This window comes from Novosphingobium sp. BAM6, from assembly GCF_057784955.1.
In genome coordinates this window covers 19,281-40,416 of the sequence record NZ_JBYNTR010000008.1, presented here as the reverse complement: position 1 = coordinate 40,416, position 21,136 = coordinate 19,281, and the positions used below count along the sequence as shown (strand labels likewise).

Annotated in this window: 20 protein-coding genes; 8 read left to right on the top strand and 12 right to left on the bottom strand. The window is 63.0% G+C overall.

The window, feature by feature from the left end:
- Positions 1-34: 34 nt before the first annotated feature.
- The 5 genes from AC3EC3_RS16640 (at position 35) to AC3EC3_RS16620 (ending at position 7,134) form a co-directional block, all read left to right on the top strand.
- A complete protein-coding gene (locus tag AC3EC3_RS16640; RefSeq protein WP_488490723.1) occupies positions 35-1,579 on the top strand; it encodes a carboxylesterase/lipase family protein in 1,545 nt (514 codons plus the stop codon).
- Positions 1,580-1,635: 56 nt separating this feature from the next.
- Positions 1,636-3,225, top strand: coding sequence for an amidohydrolase family protein (locus AC3EC3_RS16635; protein ID WP_488490722.1), 1,590 nt, complete (start codon positions 1,636-1,638; stop codon positions 3,223-3,225).
- Positions 3,222-4,274, top strand: a complete 1,053-nt coding sequence (locus tag AC3EC3_RS16630) for a CobW family GTP-binding protein (RefSeq protein WP_488490721.1) — start codon at positions 3,222-3,224, stop codon at positions 4,272-4,274. Before AC3EC3_RS16635 ends, AC3EC3_RS16630 begins: the two co-directional genes overlap by 4 nt.
- On the top strand, positions 4,267-5,640 hold the full coding sequence (locus AC3EC3_RS16625; RefSeq protein WP_488490720.1) for an MFS transporter: 1,374 nt from the start codon (positions 4,267-4,269) through the stop codon (positions 5,638-5,640). The genes AC3EC3_RS16630 and AC3EC3_RS16625 overlap by 8 nt, the downstream gene beginning before the upstream one ends.
- A 132-nt stretch (positions 5,641-5,772) precedes the next feature.
- Positions 5,773-7,134 (top strand): anti-phage deoxyguanosine triphosphatase, encoded by a 1,362-nt coding sequence (locus AC3EC3_RS16620; protein ID WP_488490719.1) that lies wholly within the window; start codon positions 5,773-5,775, stop codon positions 7,132-7,134.
- A gap of 21 nt (positions 7,135-7,155) precedes the next feature.
- Here AC3EC3_RS16620 and AC3EC3_RS16615 read toward each other — a convergent pair whose 3' ends face one another.
- The 10 genes from AC3EC3_RS16615 to AC3EC3_RS16570 all read right to left on the bottom strand — a co-directional run bounded on the left by AC3EC3_RS16615 (position 7,156) and on the right by AC3EC3_RS16570 (position 16,114).
- The gene (locus AC3EC3_RS16615) at positions 7,156-7,461 is read right to left on the bottom strand and encodes a hypothetical protein (RefSeq protein WP_488490718.1); all 306 of its coding nucleotides are present in this window, start codon (positions 7,459-7,461) and stop codon (positions 7,156-7,158) included.
- An 11-nt stretch (positions 7,462-7,472) separates the two neighbouring features.
- Positions 7,473-7,763: a DUF3325 domain-containing protein gene (locus AC3EC3_RS16610; RefSeq protein ID WP_488490717.1), complete on the bottom strand. Its 291-nt coding sequence runs from the start codon at positions 7,761-7,763 to the stop codon at positions 7,473-7,475.
- A complete protein-coding gene (locus tag AC3EC3_RS16605; RefSeq protein WP_488490716.1) occupies positions 7,760-9,328 on the bottom strand; it encodes a PepSY-associated TM helix domain-containing protein in 1,569 nt (522 codons plus the stop codon). Before AC3EC3_RS16605 ends, AC3EC3_RS16610 begins: the two co-directional genes overlap by 4 nt.
- A 28-nt stretch (positions 9,329-9,356) precedes the next feature.
- Positions 9,357-11,837, bottom strand: coding sequence for a TonB-dependent siderophore receptor (locus AC3EC3_RS16600; protein ID WP_488490715.1), 2,481 nt, complete (start codon positions 11,835-11,837; stop codon positions 9,357-9,359).
- Positions 11,838-11,949: 112 nt separating this feature from the next.
- Positions 11,950-12,939: a FecR family protein gene (locus tag AC3EC3_RS16595; RefSeq protein ID WP_488490714.1), complete on the bottom strand. Its 990-nt coding sequence runs from the start codon at positions 12,937-12,939 to the stop codon at positions 11,950-11,952.
- Between the two features lie 121 nt (positions 12,940-13,060).
- Positions 13,061-13,570: an RNA polymerase sigma factor gene (locus AC3EC3_RS16590; protein ID WP_488490713.1), complete on the bottom strand. Its 510-nt coding sequence runs from the start codon at positions 13,568-13,570 to the stop codon at positions 13,061-13,063.
- Complete coding sequence (locus AC3EC3_RS16585) at positions 13,567-14,148, bottom strand: energy transducer TonB family protein (RefSeq protein WP_488490712.1); 582 nt, start codon at positions 14,146-14,148, stop codon at positions 13,567-13,569. The genes AC3EC3_RS16590 and AC3EC3_RS16585 overlap by 4 nt, the downstream gene beginning before the upstream one ends.
- 318 nt (positions 14,149-14,466) lie before the next feature.
- The gene (locus tag AC3EC3_RS16580) at positions 14,467-14,715 is read right to left on the bottom strand and encodes a hypothetical protein (RefSeq protein ID WP_488490711.1); all 249 of its coding nucleotides are present in this window, start codon (positions 14,713-14,715) and stop codon (positions 14,467-14,469) included.
- 80 nt (positions 14,716-14,795) lie between these two features.
- Positions 14,796-15,683, bottom strand: coding sequence for a LysR family transcriptional regulator (locus tag AC3EC3_RS16575; RefSeq protein WP_488490710.1), 888 nt, complete (start codon positions 15,681-15,683; stop codon positions 14,796-14,798).
- Between the two features lie 191 nt (positions 15,684-15,874).
- Complete coding sequence (locus AC3EC3_RS16570; protein ID WP_488490709.1) at positions 15,875-16,114, bottom strand: helix-turn-helix domain-containing protein; 240 nt, start codon at positions 16,112-16,114, stop codon at positions 15,875-15,877.
- 106 nt (positions 16,115-16,220) lie between these two features.
- Here AC3EC3_RS16570 and AC3EC3_RS16565 point away from each other — a divergent pair, with 106 nt between their 5' ends.
- Positions 16,221-17,522, top strand: coding sequence for a class I SAM-dependent methyltransferase (locus AC3EC3_RS16565; protein WP_488490708.1), 1,302 nt, complete (start codon positions 16,221-16,223; stop codon positions 17,520-17,522).
- Between the two features lie 120 nt (positions 17,523-17,642).
- Here the strand turns inward: AC3EC3_RS16565 and AC3EC3_RS16560 are convergent, their stop codons facing one another.
- Positions 17,643-19,889, bottom strand: a complete 2,247-nt coding sequence (locus AC3EC3_RS16560) for a TonB-dependent receptor domain-containing protein (RefSeq protein ID WP_488490707.1) — start codon at positions 19,887-19,889, stop codon at positions 17,643-17,645.
- Positions 19,890-19,902: 13 nt separating this feature from the next.
- Here AC3EC3_RS16560 and AC3EC3_RS16555 point away from each other — a divergent pair, with 13 nt between their 5' ends.
- Positions 19,903-20,055: an alpha/beta fold hydrolase gene (locus AC3EC3_RS16555; protein ID WP_488490783.1), complete on the top strand. Its 153-nt coding sequence runs from the start codon at positions 19,903-19,905 to the stop codon at positions 20,053-20,055.
- A gap of 146 nt (positions 20,056-20,201) precedes the next feature.
- Positions 20,202-20,495 (top strand): alpha/beta fold hydrolase, encoded by a 294-nt coding sequence (locus AC3EC3_RS16550; protein WP_488490782.1) that lies wholly within the window; start codon positions 20,202-20,204, stop codon positions 20,493-20,495.
- A 387-nt stretch (positions 20,496-20,882) separates the two neighbouring features.
- On the opposite strand, the gene AC3EC3_RS16545 is transcribed toward AC3EC3_RS16550, so the two are convergent.
- A complete protein-coding gene (locus AC3EC3_RS16545) occupies positions 20,883-21,134 on the bottom strand; it encodes a hypothetical protein (protein WP_488490706.1) in 252 nt (83 codons plus the stop codon).
- Positions 21,135-21,136: the final 2 nt, after the last annotated feature.

The following is a 21,136-nucleotide window of genomic DNA, read 5'->3' as shown; positions in this document are numbered from 1 at the left end:
GCCCCCTTTTCAATACCCTGATGGAGCGCCTGAGATGATCCGCAAACTGTCCCTGATGCTGCTCGCGGCGACCACGCTGTGTGCAGGCGCATCGGCTGAAGCGGCTCCCAAGGCACCGACCGTGAAAGTCCAGCAAGGTGTTCTGTCAGGCTCCATCGATCGGGGTATCACCAGTTTCAAGGGCATTCCCTATGCCGCTCCGCCGGTCGGGCCGCTACGTTGGCGCGCACCGCAGGCCCCGGCGCGCTGGCAGGGCGTGCGCCGCGCCGACAGGTTCGGCTTCATCTGCACCCAGCCCGATATTCCCGGCGGCCCCGGCCTGCCGCAGAGCGAAGACTGCCTGACGCTCAACGTCTGGAAACCCTCGGCACCGCCCAAGACCGGGCGCCCGGTCATGCTGTGGATCCACGGCGGCGGCAGCTTCATGGGGGCGGGTTCCGACCCGCTTTATGATGGTAGCGCACTGGCGCGCGAAGGCGTGGTGGTGGTCTCGATCAATTACCGCCTTGGCGCGCTCGGATACTTTGTGCATCCGGCGCTGAGCGGGGCTGCTGCGGACGTGAAGGCGGATGGCGGGATGCTCGCCAATTACGGCCTGATGGACCAGCTTGCCGCGATGCGCTGGGTGAAGCGCAATATCGCCGCGTTCGGTGGCGATCCCGCCAATGTGACGATCTTCGGGGAATCCGCAGGCGGCTGCTATGTCGATATGTGGATGACCTCGCCCGTGGCGCACGGGCTTTTTGCAAAGGCGATCACCGAATCCTGCCCCGGCTTCATCGAGAGCCGCAGCATGACGGAAGGGATCCAGCGCGGCGAAGCGCTGGCCAAGTCGCTGGGCGTCGAGGGCGCAGGCCCCGAGGCGCTCGCCCGCCTGCGCGCGTTTCCCGCCGCAGACTTCGTGACCAAGGCGGCTATCAAGGGCACGTATCCTTTCATCGACGGGAAGATCGTGCCCGAAGATTCGTTCCGAGCGGCGCAGGCAGGCCGCGTAGCGCGGGTGCCCTGGCTGATCGGCTCGAACAGCTTCGATGCCAGCTATCTGCCTTACTTCGGTGTCGATATCTCCAAGCCGCTGGCCGCGTATACGCCCGCTGACCAGTCGCGCATTCTGGCGACTTACACGCCGCCCGGTGCAGATGAGGTGGGTAAGCGCCGCGCGCCGATGGCGTTCCTTTCCGACATGGTGATGGGCGCCAGCGACCGGCTGTTCGCCACCCAGGCTGCCGCTGTCGGCGCGCCGACGTGGATCTACAGCTTCCGCTACGAAGGTTCCCCCGCAAAGCCGGATTCGCTGGGCGTTCCGCATGGCGGCGAACTGCCATACGTTTTTGGCAATGCCGGGCAGGGCATCACGCTGGCTGGTGCAAAGGATCATGCGGTGTCGTCCGAGGTGCGTCGCGTCTGGACCGACTTCGCGAAAGGCCGCCTGCCGCTCGCGCAATCGTGGAGCAGCGCGCGCCGGACGCTGGTGTTCGGCGCCGATGGCACACTTTCCACACCGCAGGACTACCACCGCGCCCGGCTCGATCTGGCGACACCTTTCGCGCGTGACAATGCGGGCCGATGGGACCCGTGAGCCCGACCGGCCCCACTCCGAACACTTTGCATATCAAGACGAATGGAATTGACGACGTGACTGTTTCTCCTGCCGCTCCCGGCGACGAATACGCGCAAAGCCTGGAGGCGCGCGGGATGCCCGCATTGCCTGCCGCGCCCGCGCGTGACCGGGGCGAAGGACCGTTCGAGCGGCTGGTGCTGCGCGGCGCCACGGTGATCGACGGCACCGGCGCGCCACCGTGGGGCCCGGTGGACATCGTCGTCGAAAACGGACGGATTACCGGGCTGCACGCGGTGGGCGTCCCCGGTCGCACGATCAATCCCGAGCGTCGTCCGGGGGCAGGAACGCGCGAGATCGACTGTCATGGCAAGTTCGTGACGCCGGGCTTCGTCGATGCCCATGCCCATATCGGCTGGCCGGCCCATGCCGCGCGCGGCGCCCAGCCTAGGGCGGATTACATCTATAAGCTGTGGCTGGCCCATGGAGTCACCACGGTCCGCGAGATGGGCTCGATCAACGGCCTCGGCTGGTCGCTGTCGGAAAAGGCGCGTGCGGCAAGTCACGAGATCGCGGCGCCGCGCCTGCTGGTCCATGCCTATTTTCCTGCCGTCAACGACATGCTCAAGACCATCCATTCGCCCCAGCAGGCACGCGAATGGGTGCAGGGCATCGCGGCACGCGGCGCGGACGGGATCAAGTTCTTCGGCGGCGCGCCCGCGCTTATGCGCAGCGCGATCGAGGAAGCGAACGCGCTGGGTCTGCGCACCGGCTGTCACCATGCTCAGCAGGCAGTGGGGCGCGCCAATGCCATGACCACGGCGAAGTGGGGCCTCACCAGCGCCGAGCATTTCTATGGTCTGCCCGAAGCGCTGTTCGACGACCGCCTGCTTCAGGCTTATCCGGCGGACTACAATTACGCCGATGAATATATGCGCTTTTCCGAGGCGGGATTCGGCTTTCACCTTGCCGCGCAGCCGGGTTCGGATCACTGGAACAAGGTGCTCGACCAGTTCCTTGAACTGGACTTCACGTTCGTGCCGACGCTGGGAATCTACGATGCCAACCGCGACCTGATGCGCGCGCGCCGAGCAGACTGGCATGACGAATATACCTGGCCCGGCCTGTGGGATTCCTTCCAGCCCGATCGCGGCGCCCATGGCGCGCACTGGTTCCGCTGGTCGACAGCGGACGAGATCCGCTGGAAGCAGAACTACCAGTTGTGGATGGCGTTCATCAACGCCTACAAGAACCGCGGTGGTCGCGTGGCGGCGGGCAGCGACAGCGGCTTCATCTTCCAGACTTACGGCTTCGGGTTCGTGCGCGAACTGGAAATGCTGCAGGAGGCGGGCTTCCATCCGCTCGAAGTGCTGCGCGCGGCGACCAGTCAGGGCGCTGACCTCATGGGGCTGGGCGACGAGATCGGCGTGATCGACGTGGGGCGCGTGGCCGACCTGCTGGTGCATGACGTCAACCCGCTGGCGGACTTCAAGCAGCTTTACGGCACCGGCGCGATGCGTCTGGATGACGAGAACGGTGGCGGCACCGTGTGGCAGCGCGCGCTGCGCTACACGATCCGCGAAGGGCTGGTCTACGACGTGGCCGAACTGCTGGCAGACGTGCGCGACATGGTGGTGCAGGAACGCGAAAGGCTGGCGGCGCAGTGATCGAGGGGCTCCCGCGCGCGCCGATCGGCACCGATCTGATCGAGGTGGTGCTGGTGACGGGCTTCCTCGGCACCGGCAAGACCAGCTTGATCCGCGCGGCGCTGGAAGGCGTCGATACCGTGCGTACGGGGGTGATCGTCAATGAAGCGGGCGATACTGATTTCGACGGTATCCAGATCGCCGAGGCGACCGGCGGCATGTCGGCCATCCGCATGCTGGGCAATGGCTGCCTGTGCTGCGAGGCGGAAGACGATCTGGCCGAAGCGATCCGTGCGCTGGTCGTTCGCCATCTCGAACGAACCGGCCTGCCCAGCGAGCGGATCATCGTCGAGGCGAGCGGCCTTGCGCGTCCGGGGCGCCTGCTGCGCCAGTTCCAGCAACTGCGCGAGCTTGCCTTGCGCGTGCGGGTGGTGGCGACCGTCGATGCCATGCTCATCGCCGATCCCGAACGCCATGGCGAGATCGCTGCGCAGTGGGCTGCGGCGGGAACGCTCGTGCTGACGCGAGGCGACATGGCCGCCGATGGCGGTGCGCGCGCGATGGCGATGGCGCAGGCGATCAACCCTCTGGCTGTTGTGGTGACACAAGGATCGCAGGCCGAGCGTGCCGCCGCGCTGTTCGAGGCAGGCTGTCCGACGATCCCTGCCTTGTCTGACATGCCGGAAGCGGCCCCTTCATCATCCGGTCATGGCCGCGTCCGCGCGGTCACTTTGAGGCAACGTCCCGGCGTCAGCTGGGATGCGTGCGCGGAATGGCTCGATAACCTCGGTGGAATCGGGGGCGAGCGGGTTCTTCGGGTCAAGGGACTGGTCAGTCCGGTCGGAAGCGACTGTAGCTGGCTGGTGCAGGCCGTGGGTACGACATTCGCCGTGCCCACGGCTATCCCTCGCGCCCCGCACGGACACATGGTGGTGATCGGCGAGGAAATTGACGCCGCATTTCTTGCCGACATCGAGCCGCCGGGCCTGTTCGACCTGCCCGATTCCGATCATTCTCACGACCATCACGCAAACCATCCCCATCATCATACGGACGCTGCGCATGCCTGATCTTTCCGCCGCCTCCGGCCAACCGCAGTCTGCCCGACTGCAATCGACCCTGTCCGCAAGGCTGGATGCCATGCGCTTCGGGCGGTTCCACCGCCGTTTGTTGTTGATCGGCGGCTCAGGTTACACCTTCGATGCGATGGACGTGGCGATTATCGGCTTCGTGTTGCCCGTCGTCACCCAGCGCTGGGGCCTGACTGGTACGGAAGCGGGGATCGTCGCCGGATCGGGCGCGATCGGCGGGATCGTCGGCGCGCTGGCAGCGGGACGGCTTGGCGATGTGTTCGGGCGCCGTCTGGTCATGATGTGGGCCCTGGCGATCTATGCCGCCGCGACGCTGGTGAGCGCGCTGGCCGCCAATTTCGACCAGTTTCTCGTCGCCCGCATCATCGCCGGGATCGGCACCTCGGCAGAGAGCGTGATCATTGCCCCGTTCCTCTCCGAATTTGCGCCGCTGCGCCTGCGCGGGCGGTTTACCGGTGCTCTTACCGGGTTCTTTTCGTTCGGCTTCATCGCGGCGGCCTTGCTCGGCTGGGCGCTGGTTCCTGTGGGCGCGGAGGCATGGCGCTGGGCTCTGGGTTTGACCGCGCTGCCCATCGTCCTGCTACTGTGGTGGCGCCGGAGCCTGCCGGAATCGCCGCGCTGGCTGGAAGGCAAGGGGCGTTATGCCGAAGCCCAAGCCATCGTTGATAAAGTCGAGGCCGAGTGCGGATTGATGGCGCGGGTGTCGATTGCCGGATCGGTGATGGAGCGCCAGGGCGCCGCGCCGGAAAAAGCCGGGCTTGCCCTGTTGTTGCAGGCGCCTTGGCGGCGCCACCTCGCGGTCGCTTTTGTGCTCTGGGCGGTAATGGGCTGCTGTTACTATGCGTTCATGACCTGGATTCCGGGTCTGCTGATTGCGCGTGGCCTGACGATGTCCAAGAGTTTCGGCTTCACGATTGCCATTTATGCGGCACAGGTGCCCGGCTATTTCTCCGCCGCATGGGCTAACGATCGGTTCGGACGGCGCGAAGTGATTGCCGGTTATCTGGGGCTCGGCGCGGTGGGCGCGCTGTTTCTCGCCAATGTCCAGACACCGGCTGGACTGCTTTGGGCCAGCATCGCGCTGTCCTTTGCGCTGAACGGTGTCTATGCGGGGCTTTACGCCTATACGCCGGAGCTGTTCCCGACCGCGATCCGGGCAACCGCGCAGGGTATCGCCACCGCGACATCGCGGGTCGGCGCGATGGTGTCGCCTGTTCTGGTCGGCGCGCTCTATCCTGTGTTGGGTTTTACCGGCGTGTTCGTGGCTGCGCTGGTGCTGCTTGCGACCGGTGCATTGACCGCGTTGTTGGCCGGGCCGAGAACCAGCGGGCAGTCCCTGAGTTAACGAATCCCTGAGCTAACCAGACCCTGAGCCAAGCTCGCGTCAGGAGGTGAGCTTGTGCGCATCGCCATAATGTGCTCGACCCTATGGTAAGCACCTATATCGGTTGCTGAAAAACGGGAACCGCGTGTGCATATGGTTATCGATGTCGCAGCAGAAGTTTGGGGTGAGCGACGCGAGGGCTGGACGCCGGGCAGGTCCGACGCGCGTGATGCGGCGGCGACGGATTACGGGCGTATCATCCACTCGTCCTCCTTCCGGCGGTTGCAGGGCAAGACCCAGATCCTCAATCTGGGGGACTCGGATTTCTACCGCAACCGCCTGACGCATTCGATTGAGGTCGCACAGGTTGCCGGTGGCATTGCGCTGCAGCTGAGGAAGGACTTTCCGGACCATGATGCGGCGCCATGGATACCAGACCTTACCCTGATCCAGGCAATCGGTGCGACGCACGACCTTGGCCACCCACCGTTCGGGCATGGGGGCGAAGTGGCTTTGCATTATGGCATGCGGGATCATGGCGGGTTCGAGGGCAACGGCCAGACCTTGCGCATTCTCAGCAGGCTTGAGAAGTTTTCGGACCACAACGGCGCCAACCTGTCGCGGCGATCGCTGCTGGGCGTGCTTAAATACCCTGCTGCAATGAGCGCCGTGCGCAGTACGGAGGACAAGCTGCGTCCGAGGCTGTTGCAGGGTACGTCTGTCGTGCACCTGATCGACCGCAAGGCCTGTCGTCCGCCCAAGTGCTATCTCGATACCGAGATGGATGTGGTCGACTGGCTGCTCGATCCCCTTCCGTCTGCTGATCGCGATCTGTTCACGAGCTGGAACCCAATTGCGGGAGACCATGGCAAGACCAGGCACAAGTCGTTCGATTGCAGCATTATGGACCTTGCCGATGACATCGCATTCGGCGTGCACGATCTTGAAGACGCGCTGGCGATGGGCCTGATGAACGCCGATGATCTGGCCGCGACGCTCCCCGAAGAGGCATGCAGGAGCTTTCTCGATTATATTCAGACCCGCGAGACCAATTTCGGGAATGATGTTCGGCAGGGACTGTTCAGCGCCCTGTGTCACGAGAGAACGCGCAAGCGCAATATCGGACGGATGGTCACGCACCTGATCACCTCCGTCGAAATCAGGACCGAACAGGACTTTGAAACACCCCTGCTGCGATACCGGGTCGATCTGCCGAAGCCGCAACGCGATTTCCTGAATGCCTTGAAGAAGGCCGTGATGGAAAAGGTGATCAGGAGCGCGGGCGTTCAGCAGCTTGAATTCAAGGGACAAAGTATGGTCGTGGCCGTGCTCGAAGCCTTTGTGACCGATCCGAAATCACTGCTGCCGGACAGCACCAGAGCGCGCTACGAGACTGCGGACGACAAGATGCGCGTGATCTGCGATCATGTGGCGGGCATGACCGATGGCTTCCTGCTGCGCACTTACGAACGCCTGTTCAGTCCGCGTATGGGCTCGGTGTTTGATCGGATTTAGGCGGAAACGATGACGGTGCATTCAGGATATTGGCCCGCATAGCCAGATCAACAGGGTCAGCGGTACGCCGGTCATCATGAATACGGCCCAGACATGGGCAACGCTGCGGGCATGGAAGGCTGCCATCGACAGGCAGGCGAAGATGGCGAAACTGGCGAGCGTCGCGGCTGTCACAGCCTCGACGCGTGCCATGCCGAGCCCGGCCAGCGCAAGGGAGAGGGCCATGGTGACAAGCGCGGTCAATCCGTAAGCGCCCAGCGTTACAGCGAGGATGCGTGCGGCTGTCAGAAAGTGGGGGTGAACCCTTGCAGACTCCTGCATCGGCATGGTCTTTCCTTTCAGGAGAACAGGCGCAGGATGCGCTCGCGGTTGGTCTGGGCGGTGAGAACCACCAGTGCGCAAAGGCTCAGCCAGCCGCACCAGGCGACCGTTCCGTAACCCCAGCCGTGCCCCAGTCCGGCGATAAGGAAGGCAAGGGCGAGCAGGGCGAACCCGCCGCGACGCAGTCGTTGTGAAGTGGCCGGGGCCAGCTTGCGCCGCAGCCACTCCTGCTGATGGCGGGCCATTGCCAGCAAGAGCAGCACGAAGCCGGTCAGAGCGGACAGGGCCGTAAACAGATGGACCATCATGCCGCCATTCCATGTGGGTTTCGCGGGCGTCGCGCGGAAGCGGGCTTTGGCTGGTGGCGCAGAACTTTCCACGCGGTGAAGGCAAGTCCGCCCGCCAGAGCCATCATTGCCCCGTCGAAGCCAACGAACACCCAGTCGAGGTTCCACAGGCTGGAGAGCGGGCCACGCGAGGTCGTGACGGCGTTAACCAGTGGCACCAGTGCGTAAAGGGCAGCAGCCGCCCCCAGCGCTTCGACCCATGCCCGCTTGGCGGGCCGGGCCAGCGTCCATGCGAAGATGGCCCCCCATGCGATGAACAGGCTGTCGATTTCCCAGTCGGCTCGCTCGGGCAGAGCTATGGGCAGCAGGCGATTGGCGAGAAAGTAGACGGCAATCCCGGCAGGCGCTCCGGCGATAAAGCCGATGTTCAGGCGCTCGACCAGTCGGAAGCCGAAGTGCGGGCGTGCGGGATCGGTCAGTTTCGCGCGGCGCTTCACGCACCACAGCGCAAGGCCGGTCGCCACCATCGCCGTACCGCCAAGGCCGGAGAGGAAGTAGAGCCAGCGCAGGCCGTATCCGGCGAACCAGGCCGTGTGCAGATCGACCATGACATCCTGCGTCATGCGTGCGCCGCCTTCGTTCGGAGTTGCGCCCGGCAAGGCCGTGCCCTGCACCGCATCAAGGCGCAGGGCCTCGCCCAGACCATCGCCCCAGCCGGTGCGCCGGGCATAGAACTGCGCGCTCGCTGCGGCATCGCCGGGATGCTCGATAGTGATCGAGCCCGGCTGGCCGCCGTGCCATGTCCGCTGGGCTTGTGCGACCAGTACGCGAAGCGGCAGCGTCGGCATGGGGGTGCCGCTTGCGGCCCTCTCCTCGCCTTGCGGATAGGCCTCGGCATAGAACGCCTCACGCGTCGGGTAATTGGCAGAGATCGCCCACGGCATCAGCGTGAACAGCAGCGTGACGAGCCCGGTATAGGTCATCATCACATGGAACGGCAGCGCCAGCACGCCGGTGGCGTTGTGCGCGTCCAGCCAGCTGCGTTGCCCCTTGCCGAAGCGCATCTGGAAAAAGTCGGTGAAGATCTTCTTGTGCGTGACTACGCCTGAAAGGATCGCCACCAGCATCGCCAGCGCGGCAAGGCTGACGATCATGCGGGCCCACATCACCGGCATGTAGTGCAGGTCGAAATGGAAGCGATAGAGGAAGAACCCGCCGCGCGTCTCGCGCACGGCGAGTTCCTCGCCGGTCTGCGGATCGAGGGTGATCGGCGCCTTGCGGTCGCGATAGCCTTTGCCCGGCATTCGCCACGATACCGTCAAGCCGGTGCCGCCGCGCGCATTGGGCAGTGAGACGTTCCAGCTCTCCGCGCCCGTTCCGCGCTGGCGCAGCAGCGTATCGGCAGCATCGAGCGCGCGGAGGCTGACGCGGGTTTCCGCCGACAGTTCGGGACGCATCCAGGCATCGATCTCGTACTGGAAGAACGCTGCCGTCCCGAACACGAAGATGACATAGAGCACCCAGCCGGGCAGCAGCCCAACCCATGTGTGCAAGGATGCCATCGACTGGCGGAAACCCTGTTTCATGCCGCGATCACCTTCGGCACGTCGCTCTTCACAGGTCCACCTTCACCGAGAAGGCCACATTGCGCGGAATGCCCAGCGAGTAGGACGTCGCCCAGTAGTTGCGGTTGGTGAGGTTCGCGACGTTCAGATCGAAGCGCACCTTGTGCTCGGCGATCGCGGTCGCATAGTGCAGGCCAAGGTCGAAGATCGTCGAGCCCGCGATCTTCTGGAGATTGGCGCTGTCCTTGTACATCGTGCCGTTGTGATAGGCGCCGCCGCTGACCGACAGGCCCGGCACCCACGGCAGGCTGTAATCGAGGTAGATCTTGGCCAGCGTGTCGCTCACCCCGGTCGGCTTCTTGCCGAGCAGCGAGGCGGTGTCGGTTTTTGTGACCTTCAGATCCATGATGGTGCCGCCGACGATCACGTTGAGATTGCGCGTGACATGGCCGGTCGCGGTCAGCTCGAAGCCCTGGTGAACTTCGGTGCCATCCTGGTTGATCACAAGCAGGCCGCTGGAGTTGGTCTCCTCGTAGGAATTGGCCTTCTCGATGCGATAGAGCGCGCCGGTGATCAGCAGGGCATCGATGGGCGCATACTTGGCGCCCACTTCGTACTGCTTGGAGATATAGGGCTTCAAGACCTGACCCGGATTGGCATAGGCTGCATCGTTGGGCACGATGTCGCCTTCTTCCAGCCCTTCCATATAAGTGGCGTATGTCGTGACGCGCGGCACCGGCTTGAACACCAGCGAGACGGTGGGCGTATAGGCCGACTTGTCATAGCGCGTGGGATCGCTGCCATCGGTGGTGTAGCTCGTCGACTTCACGGTGGAGCGATTGACGCCGACCATCAGGCTCAGCTGATCGGTGAATTGGATATCGTCCCCGACGATGGCATTGAAGTTGCTCGAATAGCTAGACTTGTAGAGCGGCCCCCACGACGTGGCCTTGAGCGCGTCGGGCATGGCCCAGGTCATCATGTCGTTGGGATCTGCGAACGCGGGCGAGCCGCTGGCGCTAACCGAGCCGTCCTCGTGCTCGTCCACCCGCAAGGTGTCGCCCGAAGCGCCGACGGTCAGGCGGTGGCGGATGCCGAAGGTCTCGAACTCGCTGTCGAGATAGGCATAGGCGCCCTGCGCGATGTCGTAGGACGGTCCGCTGCGCGAAGGCCAGCCGACCTTCCAGCCGGAATCCGCGAAATAGGCGGGATAGACGTTGACCGATTCCTGCGCGTCGCGCTTGTAGAGATAGGCGGCGCGGAAGCTGAAGACGTCACTCAGCTTCCACTTCAGGTTGGCGCCAATGCGGTCGGTCTTGACCTGAAGGAAGGTCCAGTCCGGCGTCCAGGTCTTGTCGGCGGCCAGCGGCTTGATCCAGTGATCGAGCGCACCGTAATCGCTGTCGGCATAGGCATAGAAGCGGGAGTCGATGCCGTCGATCCGGTAGTAGGTATGCGCCGCCTCGACCTGGAAAAGCGCGTCCGGAGTGATGTGCCAGTCGATCGCCCCGCTGACGAGCGTGCGCGCGATGTTCTGGTTCTTCTTCGAGGTCTCACCGTCCTGATAGGACACGTTCACGCGATAGGCGAACTTGCCCTCGTGGTCGATCGGACCGCCCACATCGACATGCGCGAAGAACTGCTTGTTGCCATAATCGCCCAGCGTGATGCTCTGCATCGGCTTGTCGGTCGGGCGCTTGAGCACATAGTTGGTGACGCCGCCGGGGTTGCCGGTGCCGTACATGAAGCCCGAGAGGCCGTTCATGATCTCGACACTGGACAGTTCCTCCATGGCGATGCCGGTCAGCGTGGAAGACAGCCGCAAGCCGTCGATCACGCCTTTCTGGGAATCGAAGCCGCGGATCGTCACGTAAGGCGTGCCGTAGACGGTCGAAGGCGCCGAGTTCTGGACCACCGGGTTCATCTTGAAGATCTGGTCCATGTCCGAGGCGACCATGCTCTCGATCAGATCGTGCGGGACGACGCTGACGGCATAAGGCGTGTCGATCACCGGCTTGTCGCCCCAGGGACCGGCAGTGGAAGCCGCATCGATCAGATCGTGATGGCCGGTCACGAGAATGGGATCGTTGCGACGGGCAGCGCGTTCGCCTTCGTCATCGCTGTCGGCAGCGGCATAGCCGGTGGAGACGGGTGTCATACGCAGGGGATCCAGCGTCATCGCGCCGGTGGTCGCGCGGGTGATGGTCAGCGTGCCCTCGCTCGACGCGCGGGGGGCAAGGCCCGTGCCCGACAGCAGTTTCGCGAGTGCATCGCGCGGCGCGAACTGCCCCCGCAGGCCCGATGTCGTGCGGCCCTGCGTCAAGGCGGCTTCATACGTCAGCTGGATGCCGCTCTGTTCAGCAAAGCGGTTCAGAGCGTCGGTCAGCGAACCGGCCGGAATGTCATAAGGTCGGGCGCCGCTCTGCGATTGGGCCGCAGCGATACCGGGCACAAGGGCCGTCCCGCCCATCACCGTACCTGCCATCAGCGCGAAGGCGAGCCTGCGCGTGCGGCTGAATGTCGTCATCATTGAAATTACCCCCACATGGTCTTGCGACGCGCCCAGATTTGCTGCTGCGACGCACTTGCATTCCCAAGACGTGGTGGGTTTCCGAAAGACGACCATCCGGTGAAAAAAATTTTCAGCGGTGCAGGATGATGAAGCGATCGGAAAGACGGGTCGCCGCAAGCCCGTGGCTTCTGCGGATATTCTCGATAGTCTCAAGTGGATGATCGAGATCGTAGACGCCGCTGACCCGGATCGCGGCGGCGGGGCCGGAAACGGTGACATAACCGTGCCGGTAGCGACCGATGCGAGCGACGACCTGGCCCAGCGGGCGATCAACGACCACCAACCGCCCCCGCGTGAAGGCTGCCGCGTCGCCTCTCGCAGGACAGGGGCCGCGCACGCTCCGCGCGCCGAATGTGGCTCGCTGACCTTCGCCAACGACCGTGGCGCGGCCACCCCCTTCGACCCTGACGCTGTGCCTTGTGACGGTTACGGAGGCCCTGCCGTTCTCGTCGCGAACCACGAAGGCCGTGCCCAGAGCGGTCACGCTGCCGCCTTCGGCATTGACCGTGAATGGCATGGCGCGATCCGGGGCGACTTCGAATAGCGCGGCGCCCGTGAGCAGGCGTACCGTGCGCCGGTCCGGGGTGTAATCCAGTGCGATGGCAGAGGCACTGTCGAGCTGGACGCTGGAGCCATCGGCGAGGACGACCTTGCGACGTTCGCCTACACCGGTCATGGCGTCGGCGCGCAGCCGCAAGGGCCAGTCCTGCACCGTACCGAGCACGACAAGTGCAAGCGCGGCGACCATCGCGCCTGACACCATCCGCCCGCGATGTCTTCGCGAAGGCCGGAAGGCGGGGCGAATGCGGAAGGCGTGCTGCCACTTGCGTTGCGCAGGCAAGGGAGAGGGCGGCGGCGTTTCGGCCTGCGGATCTTCTGCATCCAGCAGGCCCCAGACCTTTTCCAGTCGGGCCAAGGCATCGCGATGTGCAGGCGTGGCGACCCATGCAGTGAAGGCGCGTTCTTCCTCTAATGTCAGCTCGCCGGTGTCTCGCCGGATGATCCAGCCCGCCGCAGCCTCGGCGATGGCGGAGGGCACGGGATGTCGTGCTTGCGTCATGATCTGCGCTCCGCCTCTTCGTGGATCGACAGCGGGCAGGGGCTTTCCGGGCCTGCCTTATACCAGGACGGAAAACAGCTGCAAAACACGACCTTGTGCGACAGGCTATCGAAAATAGGTATCATGATGCCTCGTCGATCTCGCCCAGTCGGGTCGCCAGCAGCAGCAGGGCATGGCGCAGGTGCTTTTCGACGGCGCCCCGCGTAATGCCCAGCCGTTCGGCGATGTCCGCCTGATGCAGTCCTTCGATCTTGCGCAGCGCGAAGACCTCCCGGCACCGTGGCGGCAGGGTTTCCACCAGTTCCAGAAGGGTGCGAAGCCGGTCCTGCCCCAGGACTGTGCGTTCGGGGGAAGGGGCATCGTCCGCGACGAGCGCCGCAAGATCTTCCTCGATCATCCATGATGACCATTTGCCGCGATCCCGTGCGCCGTCAACGACCAGATTACGCGCGATGCGATAAAGGAATGCGCGTGGATTGCCGACTTCGCCACGGCGCAGCGCCGGGATGGCTCGTGCCCAGGTCTCCTGCACGATGTCCGTCGCGCCCGGTGCCGGGCCCAGCAGCGAGCGAACGTAGGCGCTCAGCGAAGCGTTATGGTGTGCGACCAGCGCGGCGTCGGGCCCTTTCACGGAATGCTGTTCCGGACCGCGTGATGAAGGATGAATTCGACCGGCAGCGTGATCTCCATCTCGTCAGGCAGCACATCGGGGATGGAGGGGAACGGCGCTGCGCGGCGAACCACGGCAAGGGTCGCACGGTCCAGAGCGGAACTGCCGGTGGATTTGGCGACCGCAACACCCAGCAGCGCGCCGCTCCGGTCGATCCGGAAGCGAACGGTGCCTGTCGTGTCTGGCTGCGCCTGTGCCGCGATGTATCGGAACGGTCTGCGTGCCGCCGAAAGATGCGCCATCAGGGCATCCCGATACGCGTTTGCCGTCAGAGCGAGAATGTCCGGATGCCCTTCCGCAACCGAGACGGGCGCCTCGGGAGCGATTTGTATCGAGGACGGCTTTGGGACGACCGGTATGAGCGGAGATGGCGGGCTGTTGGCCGAAATGGGGCGCTGTCGTTTGTTGGGATGCCGGACCAGTCCTTTTTTCGGGGGCGCTTGAGGCGCTGTCCCGGTTGCCTGCGGAATAATTGTCACGGTTGTCAGATGCGGCGCGTCTGCCTGCCCCTGAGTACGGGGCCAGCCGATCGCGAGCATGGCGAGCGCGGCGAGATGCACCATGGCGGCTCCAGCCACTGCCGTCACGCGTATCGTTTTCCCGCGTACACGGTAGCCTTGCAGGCGCGCGGAACGAGGGGAGCCTGCGCTGGAATCCAGAGCGCTTTCACACGCACGCAACGATGTAGCGACCGCTCCCGACATGATCCCGCCCGTACACTAATGCGAAAGCCTTGCAATAGCGTCGCGGTAGGTTGCAGGGGGTGCGTCGACGGTGGTGTGTTCAGCAGCCTATCGTTGACAGCGGCCCGCGAGGTCGGCTTGTGCGGGTGGGGGTAAAGCAGCAAAACGGGGCGATCACCTGCTGGGCGATTGGTTCGGTCTACGCACCGATCTGCAGGATCTGGGAATCACTCCGGTGATTGCGTATGCCACTTCGGTCAGCGGCTTCTGGCGACCGGTCAGCACCTTGGCGTCGCTGATCGCGGTCTTGAGCGGCAGAAACGCCAGCGAGACGGTGACTTTCTTGATCCGGTCAACCGCAGCGGCGCCCGATGCGAGGCCTCCGAGCATCGGGTTGGCGGAAATGATGCGCTTTTCAAACATGCGGCTCGCCATCGTTATCGATGGCGAATGGCTAGCCGGGTAACTTATCAGCGTCTAAGCGCGAATATGCATTCTATCGATCAGAAATTTGCATCGTTTGCCTTGACGAGCAAATCCAGCATCTGTGCAGAAAGATCGTTGCTCAGTCGGATATGTCGCGCTGCATGCCACTCTGCCTGCGCTGTGATCGGCAAGGGTTTGAACACGATATTGTCGAAAGCAGCCGCGGCACTTCCGGCTGGCACGATCGCGAGACCAAGGCCTGTGCTGACGAGCGAGAGGATGGAATGCGTGCGTGACATGCGCTGTACCACTTCCTGCTCGGCACCGGCTGCCTGCAATTCGGCCCCGATCAGATCGCGAAGATAGCTGCCACGCTCGGAATAGGCGACGAAGGGTTCGCCGGAAACATCGGCCAGATCGATGCGCCTGCGCCCTGCCAGTCGATGGCCCACAGGAACAGCGAGCGCCAACGGTTCGCGGAACACACATTCGAGTTCCAGGTCGAAATCGTGCGGCAAGGGTCGTACGAGACCGACATCCAACCGATGAAAGTGGATTTCGCGCATCTGGTCCAGCGAACTGAACTCCACGAAGTCGAGATGGATCTGCGGCCATGCCGCGCGGGTCAGGCGAACCAGCCGGGAAATCAGGGAATAGCTGGCAGCACCGTCGAAACCGATCGAGAGCCGCCCGACCAGGGCACCGGCCGCCCGGCGGGCCGCCGCCCTTGCATTTTCCATCTGCGCCAGCGTTTTTTCGACTTCGGACAACAATGCGGCACCGGCAGCCGTCAGTTCGACATTCCGCCCGGCTCTGCGAAACAGGGGAACTCCGATGTCGGCCTCCAGCAACTGGATGCGCCGTGTCAGGGCCGGTTGCGTGACGAACAGCTGGCTTGGCGCCTGGCCGTAATGTTTGAGATGCGCCACGATGGCAAAGGAGCGGAGCTGAACCTCGTCGAACATGATGCCGTCATGCCGCAACGGGATATTCAAGCCAAGCCGATGTGGTGCGGGATCGGCTCGATGTTCGCCCGAAGCTTATTGCGGCACAGCAGTTTGATGCACAGCAGTAGTGTAAGTTAGGGGTCCGCTTGGGAGGTCTGAAAACGCAAGGCCAAGCGGCGTGGTCTTCCCTGTAAGCCGATTTAACCCGATCAGAGGTCGCTGGATTCAGCGGGCAGATTGTCGAAGATGGCCTGCGCCGCCGCGCCGGCGTCCACGGAGAGGTCACGCAATGCCTTCGCGGTATCTTGCAACAGGCTGTCGCTAAGCGGGCGCTCGCCATTGACGAACCGCCGGATAGCCCGCTCATCAATCCTGAGACGGCGGGCAAATGCGGTCGTTCCGCCAAGCAGTTGGACGCAGTAAGCGAAGTGGTCCTGTCGATCTTGCATAGGCCAATCATAGCCTGTCTGGCGATGAAGGCAATGTGACGCTGCCCATTGAGGATGTCCGGTATCGTCGTTAGGGACCAACCGGGAGAAGATCTTGGGATGCGGCATGACCTGGACTGACGGCTATATTGACGATGTGCGTTATCCGGCCTTTTTCTACAAGGAAATGCAGCCCTTGTGGCTGGCGACGGTGGCTGGCTTCCTGGGTTTCACGGCACCCGACCCGCATACCTCCTTCACCTTGTGCGAGTTGGGCTGCGGTGTCGGTGTCAACTTGCTGGTATCTGCCGCGTGCCATCCGCAGGCCCGCTTCGTCGGCATCGACTTCAACGGGGAACATCTGGCGTTTGCTCGCACTGCGGCCGAGCGTTGCGGGTTCGACAATGTCGAGTTCATCCAGGCTGACTTTGCCACTTTCGCAAGGACGAATGTGCGCAAGTTCGATTTCGTCACGAGCCATGGCGTCTGGTCGTGGATCGCGCCCGAGTATCGTGCGGCGCTGCTGCACTGCGCCTCCCGTGCGCTGAATCCTGGTGGTCTGTTCTATCTTCACTACATGTGCCATCCGGGCTCGACCGAGATGCTGCCCCTACAGCACCTGCTCAACTTGTGTGCCCACCATATGCCCGGCCCCTCGCCACGCAGAGCGCAGACGGGCATGATGCTGCTGCAGCAACTGGTGCGGGGCGGCCTTTATGCGGACAGGCCCGCGATGCTGGCGCATGTTGCCAATCTGGCGCGGCGCGAGCCCGCAGATCTTGCGCATGAGTTCCTGACAGACCACTGGACGCCGCAACATTCGGTAGATGTCCATCAGCAGGTCGCGCAGGCAGACCTGACCTTCCTTGGCAGCGCAGACGTGTTCAACAATCTGGATGTTTCGCTGTCGATTCCGGGTGGGCTGCAGGATCTCGTCCGCCGGACCGGCGTGCCCGCGCTGGCGGAAACGCTAAAGGACATGGCGCGGGGTGCGCACCAGCGCATGGACCTGTTTCAGCGGGACACGGAAATGCTCGGCGCAAAGCCGATGTTCGATTGCCTGCGCACGATACGGTTTCGCCTGCTGCCCGGCGCCCCGACGCAAGGCCCGATGACGTTCACGACGCCGATCGGGCCGGTTACCGGGCCGGAGGCGGTCTTTACACCGCTGCTCGAATGCCTGTCCTCGGGTGCTGTGAGTTGTGAGGAATTGCTCGCCCTGCCGGTGTTTGCGGGCGATGCCGGCATGTTGCTGCAGTCGCTGCAACTGCTCATGATGCAGGGGCTGGCGCATCCGGTCGCTTCTGAAACGCCCCTCGCCGTATCGGTTGCGATACAGGCCCGTGCCGTCGCCCTGTCGCAGTGGTTCGGGGACAACTGCATCGCGCTTGAAGTGCTATCGGATTGCGCTGTCGCCGTTACGCGGTGAAGGGTGAACGGGATGAACGTTCGGCGATGAAGGCCGTGAGCTTCGCCCACATTCCGGCACGTTCGTCGGCGATGTACAGAACAGGCCCCGGTGTGCCTGGCGGCGCACCGGGGCGGTGTTTTAGAAGTCTACACTCAGCGATGTGCTGAAGCGGCGACCGTCAAGGACGTAGGCATAGCCTTCCTCTGCCGTCACCTTCTTGTTGGTCAGGTTGTAGACGCCCAGGTTCAGGCGCAGGTCGCGCCGGGGCTTGATGACCATGCCCAGGTTGTAGAACGTGTAAGGCGGATAGCGGAAATCGTTGGTCGCAGAACCGCTGGCATTGGTGGTGCGGCCTGACGTCTTGCCGCGGTAGTTCAGCTGGCCCCACAGATTGAAGGCACGGCTCGCTTTCCAGTCGAGCGATGCGTTGAACATATGCTCCGGGATGTCGTTGAGCGGTTTGCCCTTGTTGGTGCCGGATGTCTGTTTGGTCTGCGAATAGGTGTAGCTGTGGCGATAGCGCAGGTGCCTGACAACGGTCCAGTCGACCGTCCATTCCACACCCTTGAGCCGCGCCGAATCGACGTTCTCATAGGTCGTGTAGCCGTATTGATGCGCCGGATAGGTAAGGCCGCCATATACGCACTCTTCGTTCTGGGCACAGATGCGGCCGGTACGCAGGAGTTTGTCCTTGAAGTCGCTCTGGTACGCGGTGAGGCTGGTCGAAATCCCGGCGGCTTTGTTGGCGTAGCCGACCCCCACTTCGTAGTTCATCGTCTTCTCCGGCTTGAGGTCCGGGTTTCCGATCACCACGCCGCCCATCGAGGTTGAGCCGAAGTCGGTGGCTGCCGATCGCAGGCTGGGAACCTTGTAGCCCGAAGTGACGCCGCCCTTGATGGTGAAGCTGTCTGTCATGTTGAAAACCGCATAGGCCTTGGGGCTGAAGCGCGTGCCGAAACTCTCGCTGTGATCGACGCGGCCGCTCAGCAGCAGCGACAGATCTTCGACGATTTCCCAGTTGTCCTCCAGGAAGGCCGCATATTGCTTGCGGTCCATGGTGATGATGTCGGTGGACGCCACGATGCCTTCAAGGTTCAGGCCATTGGTGGCGCCGTCCTTGAGCTTTTCGTGGAAGTAGTTGAGCCCGCCCACGATCTTGTGACGAGAGAGTTGCAGCGCGGCCTGGGTGTTGGCAACCAGCGTATCGAAATCGATGCCGTTGCCGGTCGTCGCGTTTACCCGTGTCGGGTTCGTCGACGTGTCATAGGTGACATAGCTGTTCCATGTCAGGTTACCGAAATTACCCTCGTGGGTGGCAAAGAAGTTGTCCCGCAGCGTCTTGCTGTAGGTCGCGTCTTCCCCTTCGGCCAGGCTCTTGCCCGGATTGGCCGTGCGTTCCTGGATCGTGTGTCCTGCACCGGCGGTGAAGGTGTTGGCTTCATCCAGGCGGAAGCTGAGCTTGCCTGCGATATTCTTGCGCTTGAATTCCGGATCGGCGGCGGCGTTGTCGCTGCCGCCGACGAAATCCGCTTCGTCCTGGTAGCGCAGGCCACCGGTAACCTGCAACGACAGGCGGTCCTTGATCATCGGAATGTTCAGAGCCAGACTGGCGTTGACACCGTCGTTCGTCACATCGTTGCCGGGGCCGGACTTGATGTATTCGGTTGTGAAGCTGCCGCTGAATTCGTTCATCACCTTCTTGGTGATGACGTTGATCACGCCGCCGATCGCGTCGGAACCGTAAAGCGAGGACGCCGGGCCGCGGATGACCTCGATGCGTTCAATCGAGTCCAGTGGTGGCAGGAAGTTGATCGGCGTCCCGGCCTGCGCGCCGTTGAGGCCGAAGGCCTGATTATCCTGCATGCGTTTTCCGTCGACAAGGAAAAGCGTGTAGTCTGCGCTCATGCCGCGTATCATGACCGACTGTTCGACACCGCCGCCCTGAATAAAGACGCCCGGAACATTCATCAGCACGTCGGTGATGTCGGTGTAGGAGCGCTGCCTGATCTCTTCGGCCGTGATGACCGAAATCGTCGCCGGTGCGTCCTTGATGTTGAGTTCATATCCGGTTGCGGAAACAACGATGTCCGATGGCAGTTCTCCATCGCGCGAATAGGAGCTGCCCGCCTGGGCCTCTGCTGCGAGCGCAAAGGCAGCCTGCGGTGATGCGCAAACGACGACAAGCGACGTCGTAGCGAGAATGCGCTTGCGAAAATCAGTCAATGAAAACCCCCCGTCTGTTCCAGAAAGGGCGCACGAACTCCATTCGCCAGTCGCGAGCGAATATCGGTGCGACCCAGTTGCTCTCCCGAATTTATGCCGCTCTTTGCTTAGTGCTAATGAGAATTGTTCGCGGCAATTATGAAGAATGGCGAGACAAGGCAACGATCAGAAATGAATATCGACTATTCATCTCTCGCTTCTTGACGAGTTTGATGTCGTAGGCCTGTCGCTGGGCGGGATGGTGGCACTCGAACTCGCGCTGCGGCATCCCGAGCGCATAGGCCGCCTGATCGTGGCGAACAGTTTCGAGAGGACTACAACGCCGTAATTCAAGGCGCTGGCCGAGAGTTGGGAAGGATGTTCGAGCAGCCACACGGCCCGGCACTGCGCCTGGAGCAGAACTGGCCCTCGCTTGTGTCTCAGGCCTTTCAGGAGACGGCGAAGGGGTTGCGTACCTGACAGGTCTGGCACGGCATTGCGGCCAGCGCCGATGGCCCGTCGCTGGCCCATGTCGCACGCGGGATCACGGATTTCGACCGCGCTGAAGACCTGGGAAAACTGGCTATGCCAACTCTGTTCATCGCGGGCGACGGAGACGGCATGTCCCCACCCGACCTTAGTCGCGCCATGGCGGAGCGCGCCGGGGATGGCATCTGTCATGTCATCGCAGGGGCGGGACATATCTCGAACGTGGACAGCGCCGACGAATTCTCGCGGATAATGCTGCAATTTCTGGGCAGCGCGAGTTCCTCTGCGGCTCCAATGTGAATTTTGGCCAATGATTTTTTGGAAAGGCGCGCTCGGCAAGGCCGGTCCATTGCCGAGCGTAAGACCATCCACTTATCAAACGTTAAAAGCTGTTCAGACGAGCCGAGGCATTTTTGACGACAAGCTTGAGTGGCTGTCCTTGGCCGACAACGACAGCCACTGCTCGCAATCGCTTCGTAGCGATAGAGGCGATGCGACACCCTGGAAAGCACGCCGGGCTTCAGTTAAGTTATTATGACGATTGATTATTTCCAGGTCGTGATGCGTTGGCATCTCGGCGCCTTGGTATAAGACGCAGATCATGAAGCCATAGCTTTGCGGCATGCGCGCGCAATTCTCGCCCTCGTCACCACCGTCGGCGCGTGGGATGGGCCTCATCGTGCAGGGCTAGTGAGCTGCCTTCTTCTCCGAATCGAGCCGTTTGACAAGTTTCTCGATCTCGTCGGGATTGAGGATCCAGGTACGGGTCTTGCGGCCTTCGCGGAACACGGGCCGCGTCAGCAGGATGCGTGCCTGCTCCTTGGCGAAAGGCTTAAAGAGTGAGAAGTGCATCACGCATTCGAGCATCGACCCGATTACTGGCGTCTTGCCATCAAGATCGATCAGCGTGGCGGGCTGGTCCCAGGGTATGTTCATCATGG

Excerpts from the sequence above, each read along its gene's own strand:
- AC3EC3_RS16580 (WP_488490711.1), bottom strand. The coding sequence starts at position 14,715 with ATGTTTGAAAAGCGCATCATTTCCGCCAACCCGATGCTCGGAGGCCTC.
- AC3EC3_RS16610 (WP_488490717.1), bottom strand. The coding sequence starts at position 7,763 with ATGATGGTCCATCTGTTTACGGCCCTGTCCGCTCTGACCGGCTTCGTG.
- AC3EC3_RS16620 (WP_488490719.1), top strand. The coding sequence starts at position 5,773 with ATGGTTATCGATGTCGCAGCAGAAGTTTGGGGTGAGCGACGCGAGGGC.
- AC3EC3_RS16565 (WP_488490708.1), top strand. The coding sequence starts at position 16,221 with ATGACCTGGACTGACGGCTATATTGACGATGTGCGTTATCCGGCCTTT.
- AC3EC3_RS16625 (WP_488490720.1), top strand. The coding sequence starts at position 4,267 with ATGCCTGATCTTTCCGCCGCCTCCGGCCAACCGCAGTCTGCCCGACTG.
- AC3EC3_RS16615 (WP_488490718.1), bottom strand. The coding sequence starts at position 7,461 with ATGCCGATGCAGGAGTCTGCAAGGGTTCACCCCCACTTTCTGACAGCC.
- AC3EC3_RS16595 (WP_488490714.1), bottom strand. The coding sequence starts at position 12,939 with ATGACGCAAGCACGACATCCCGTGCCCTCCGCCATCGCCGAGGCTGCG.
- AC3EC3_RS16545 (WP_488490706.1), bottom strand. The coding sequence starts at position 21,134 with ATGATGAACATACCCTGGGACCAGCCCGCCACGCTGATCGATCTTGAT.
- AC3EC3_RS16575 (WP_488490710.1), bottom strand. The coding sequence starts at position 15,683 with ATGTTCGACGAGGTTCAGCTCCGCTCCTTTGCCATCGTGGCGCATCTC.
- AC3EC3_RS16605 (WP_488490716.1), bottom strand. The coding sequence starts at position 9,328 with ATGAAACAGGGTTTCCGCCAGTCGATGGCATCCTTGCACACATGGGTT.
- AC3EC3_RS16600 (WP_488490715.1), bottom strand. The coding sequence starts at position 11,837 with ATGATGACGACATTCAGCCGCACGCGCAGGCTCGCCTTCGCGCTGATG.
- AC3EC3_RS16585 (WP_488490712.1), bottom strand. The coding sequence starts at position 14,148 with ATGCTCGCGATCGGCTGGCCCCGTACTCAGGGGCAGGCAGACGCGCCG.
- AC3EC3_RS16640 (WP_488490723.1), top strand. The coding sequence starts at position 35 with ATGATCCGCAAACTGTCCCTGATGCTGCTCGCGGCGACCACGCTGTGT.
- AC3EC3_RS16570 (WP_488490709.1), bottom strand. The coding sequence starts at position 16,114 with ATGCAAGATCGACAGGACCACTTCGCTTACTGCGTCCAACTGCTTGGC.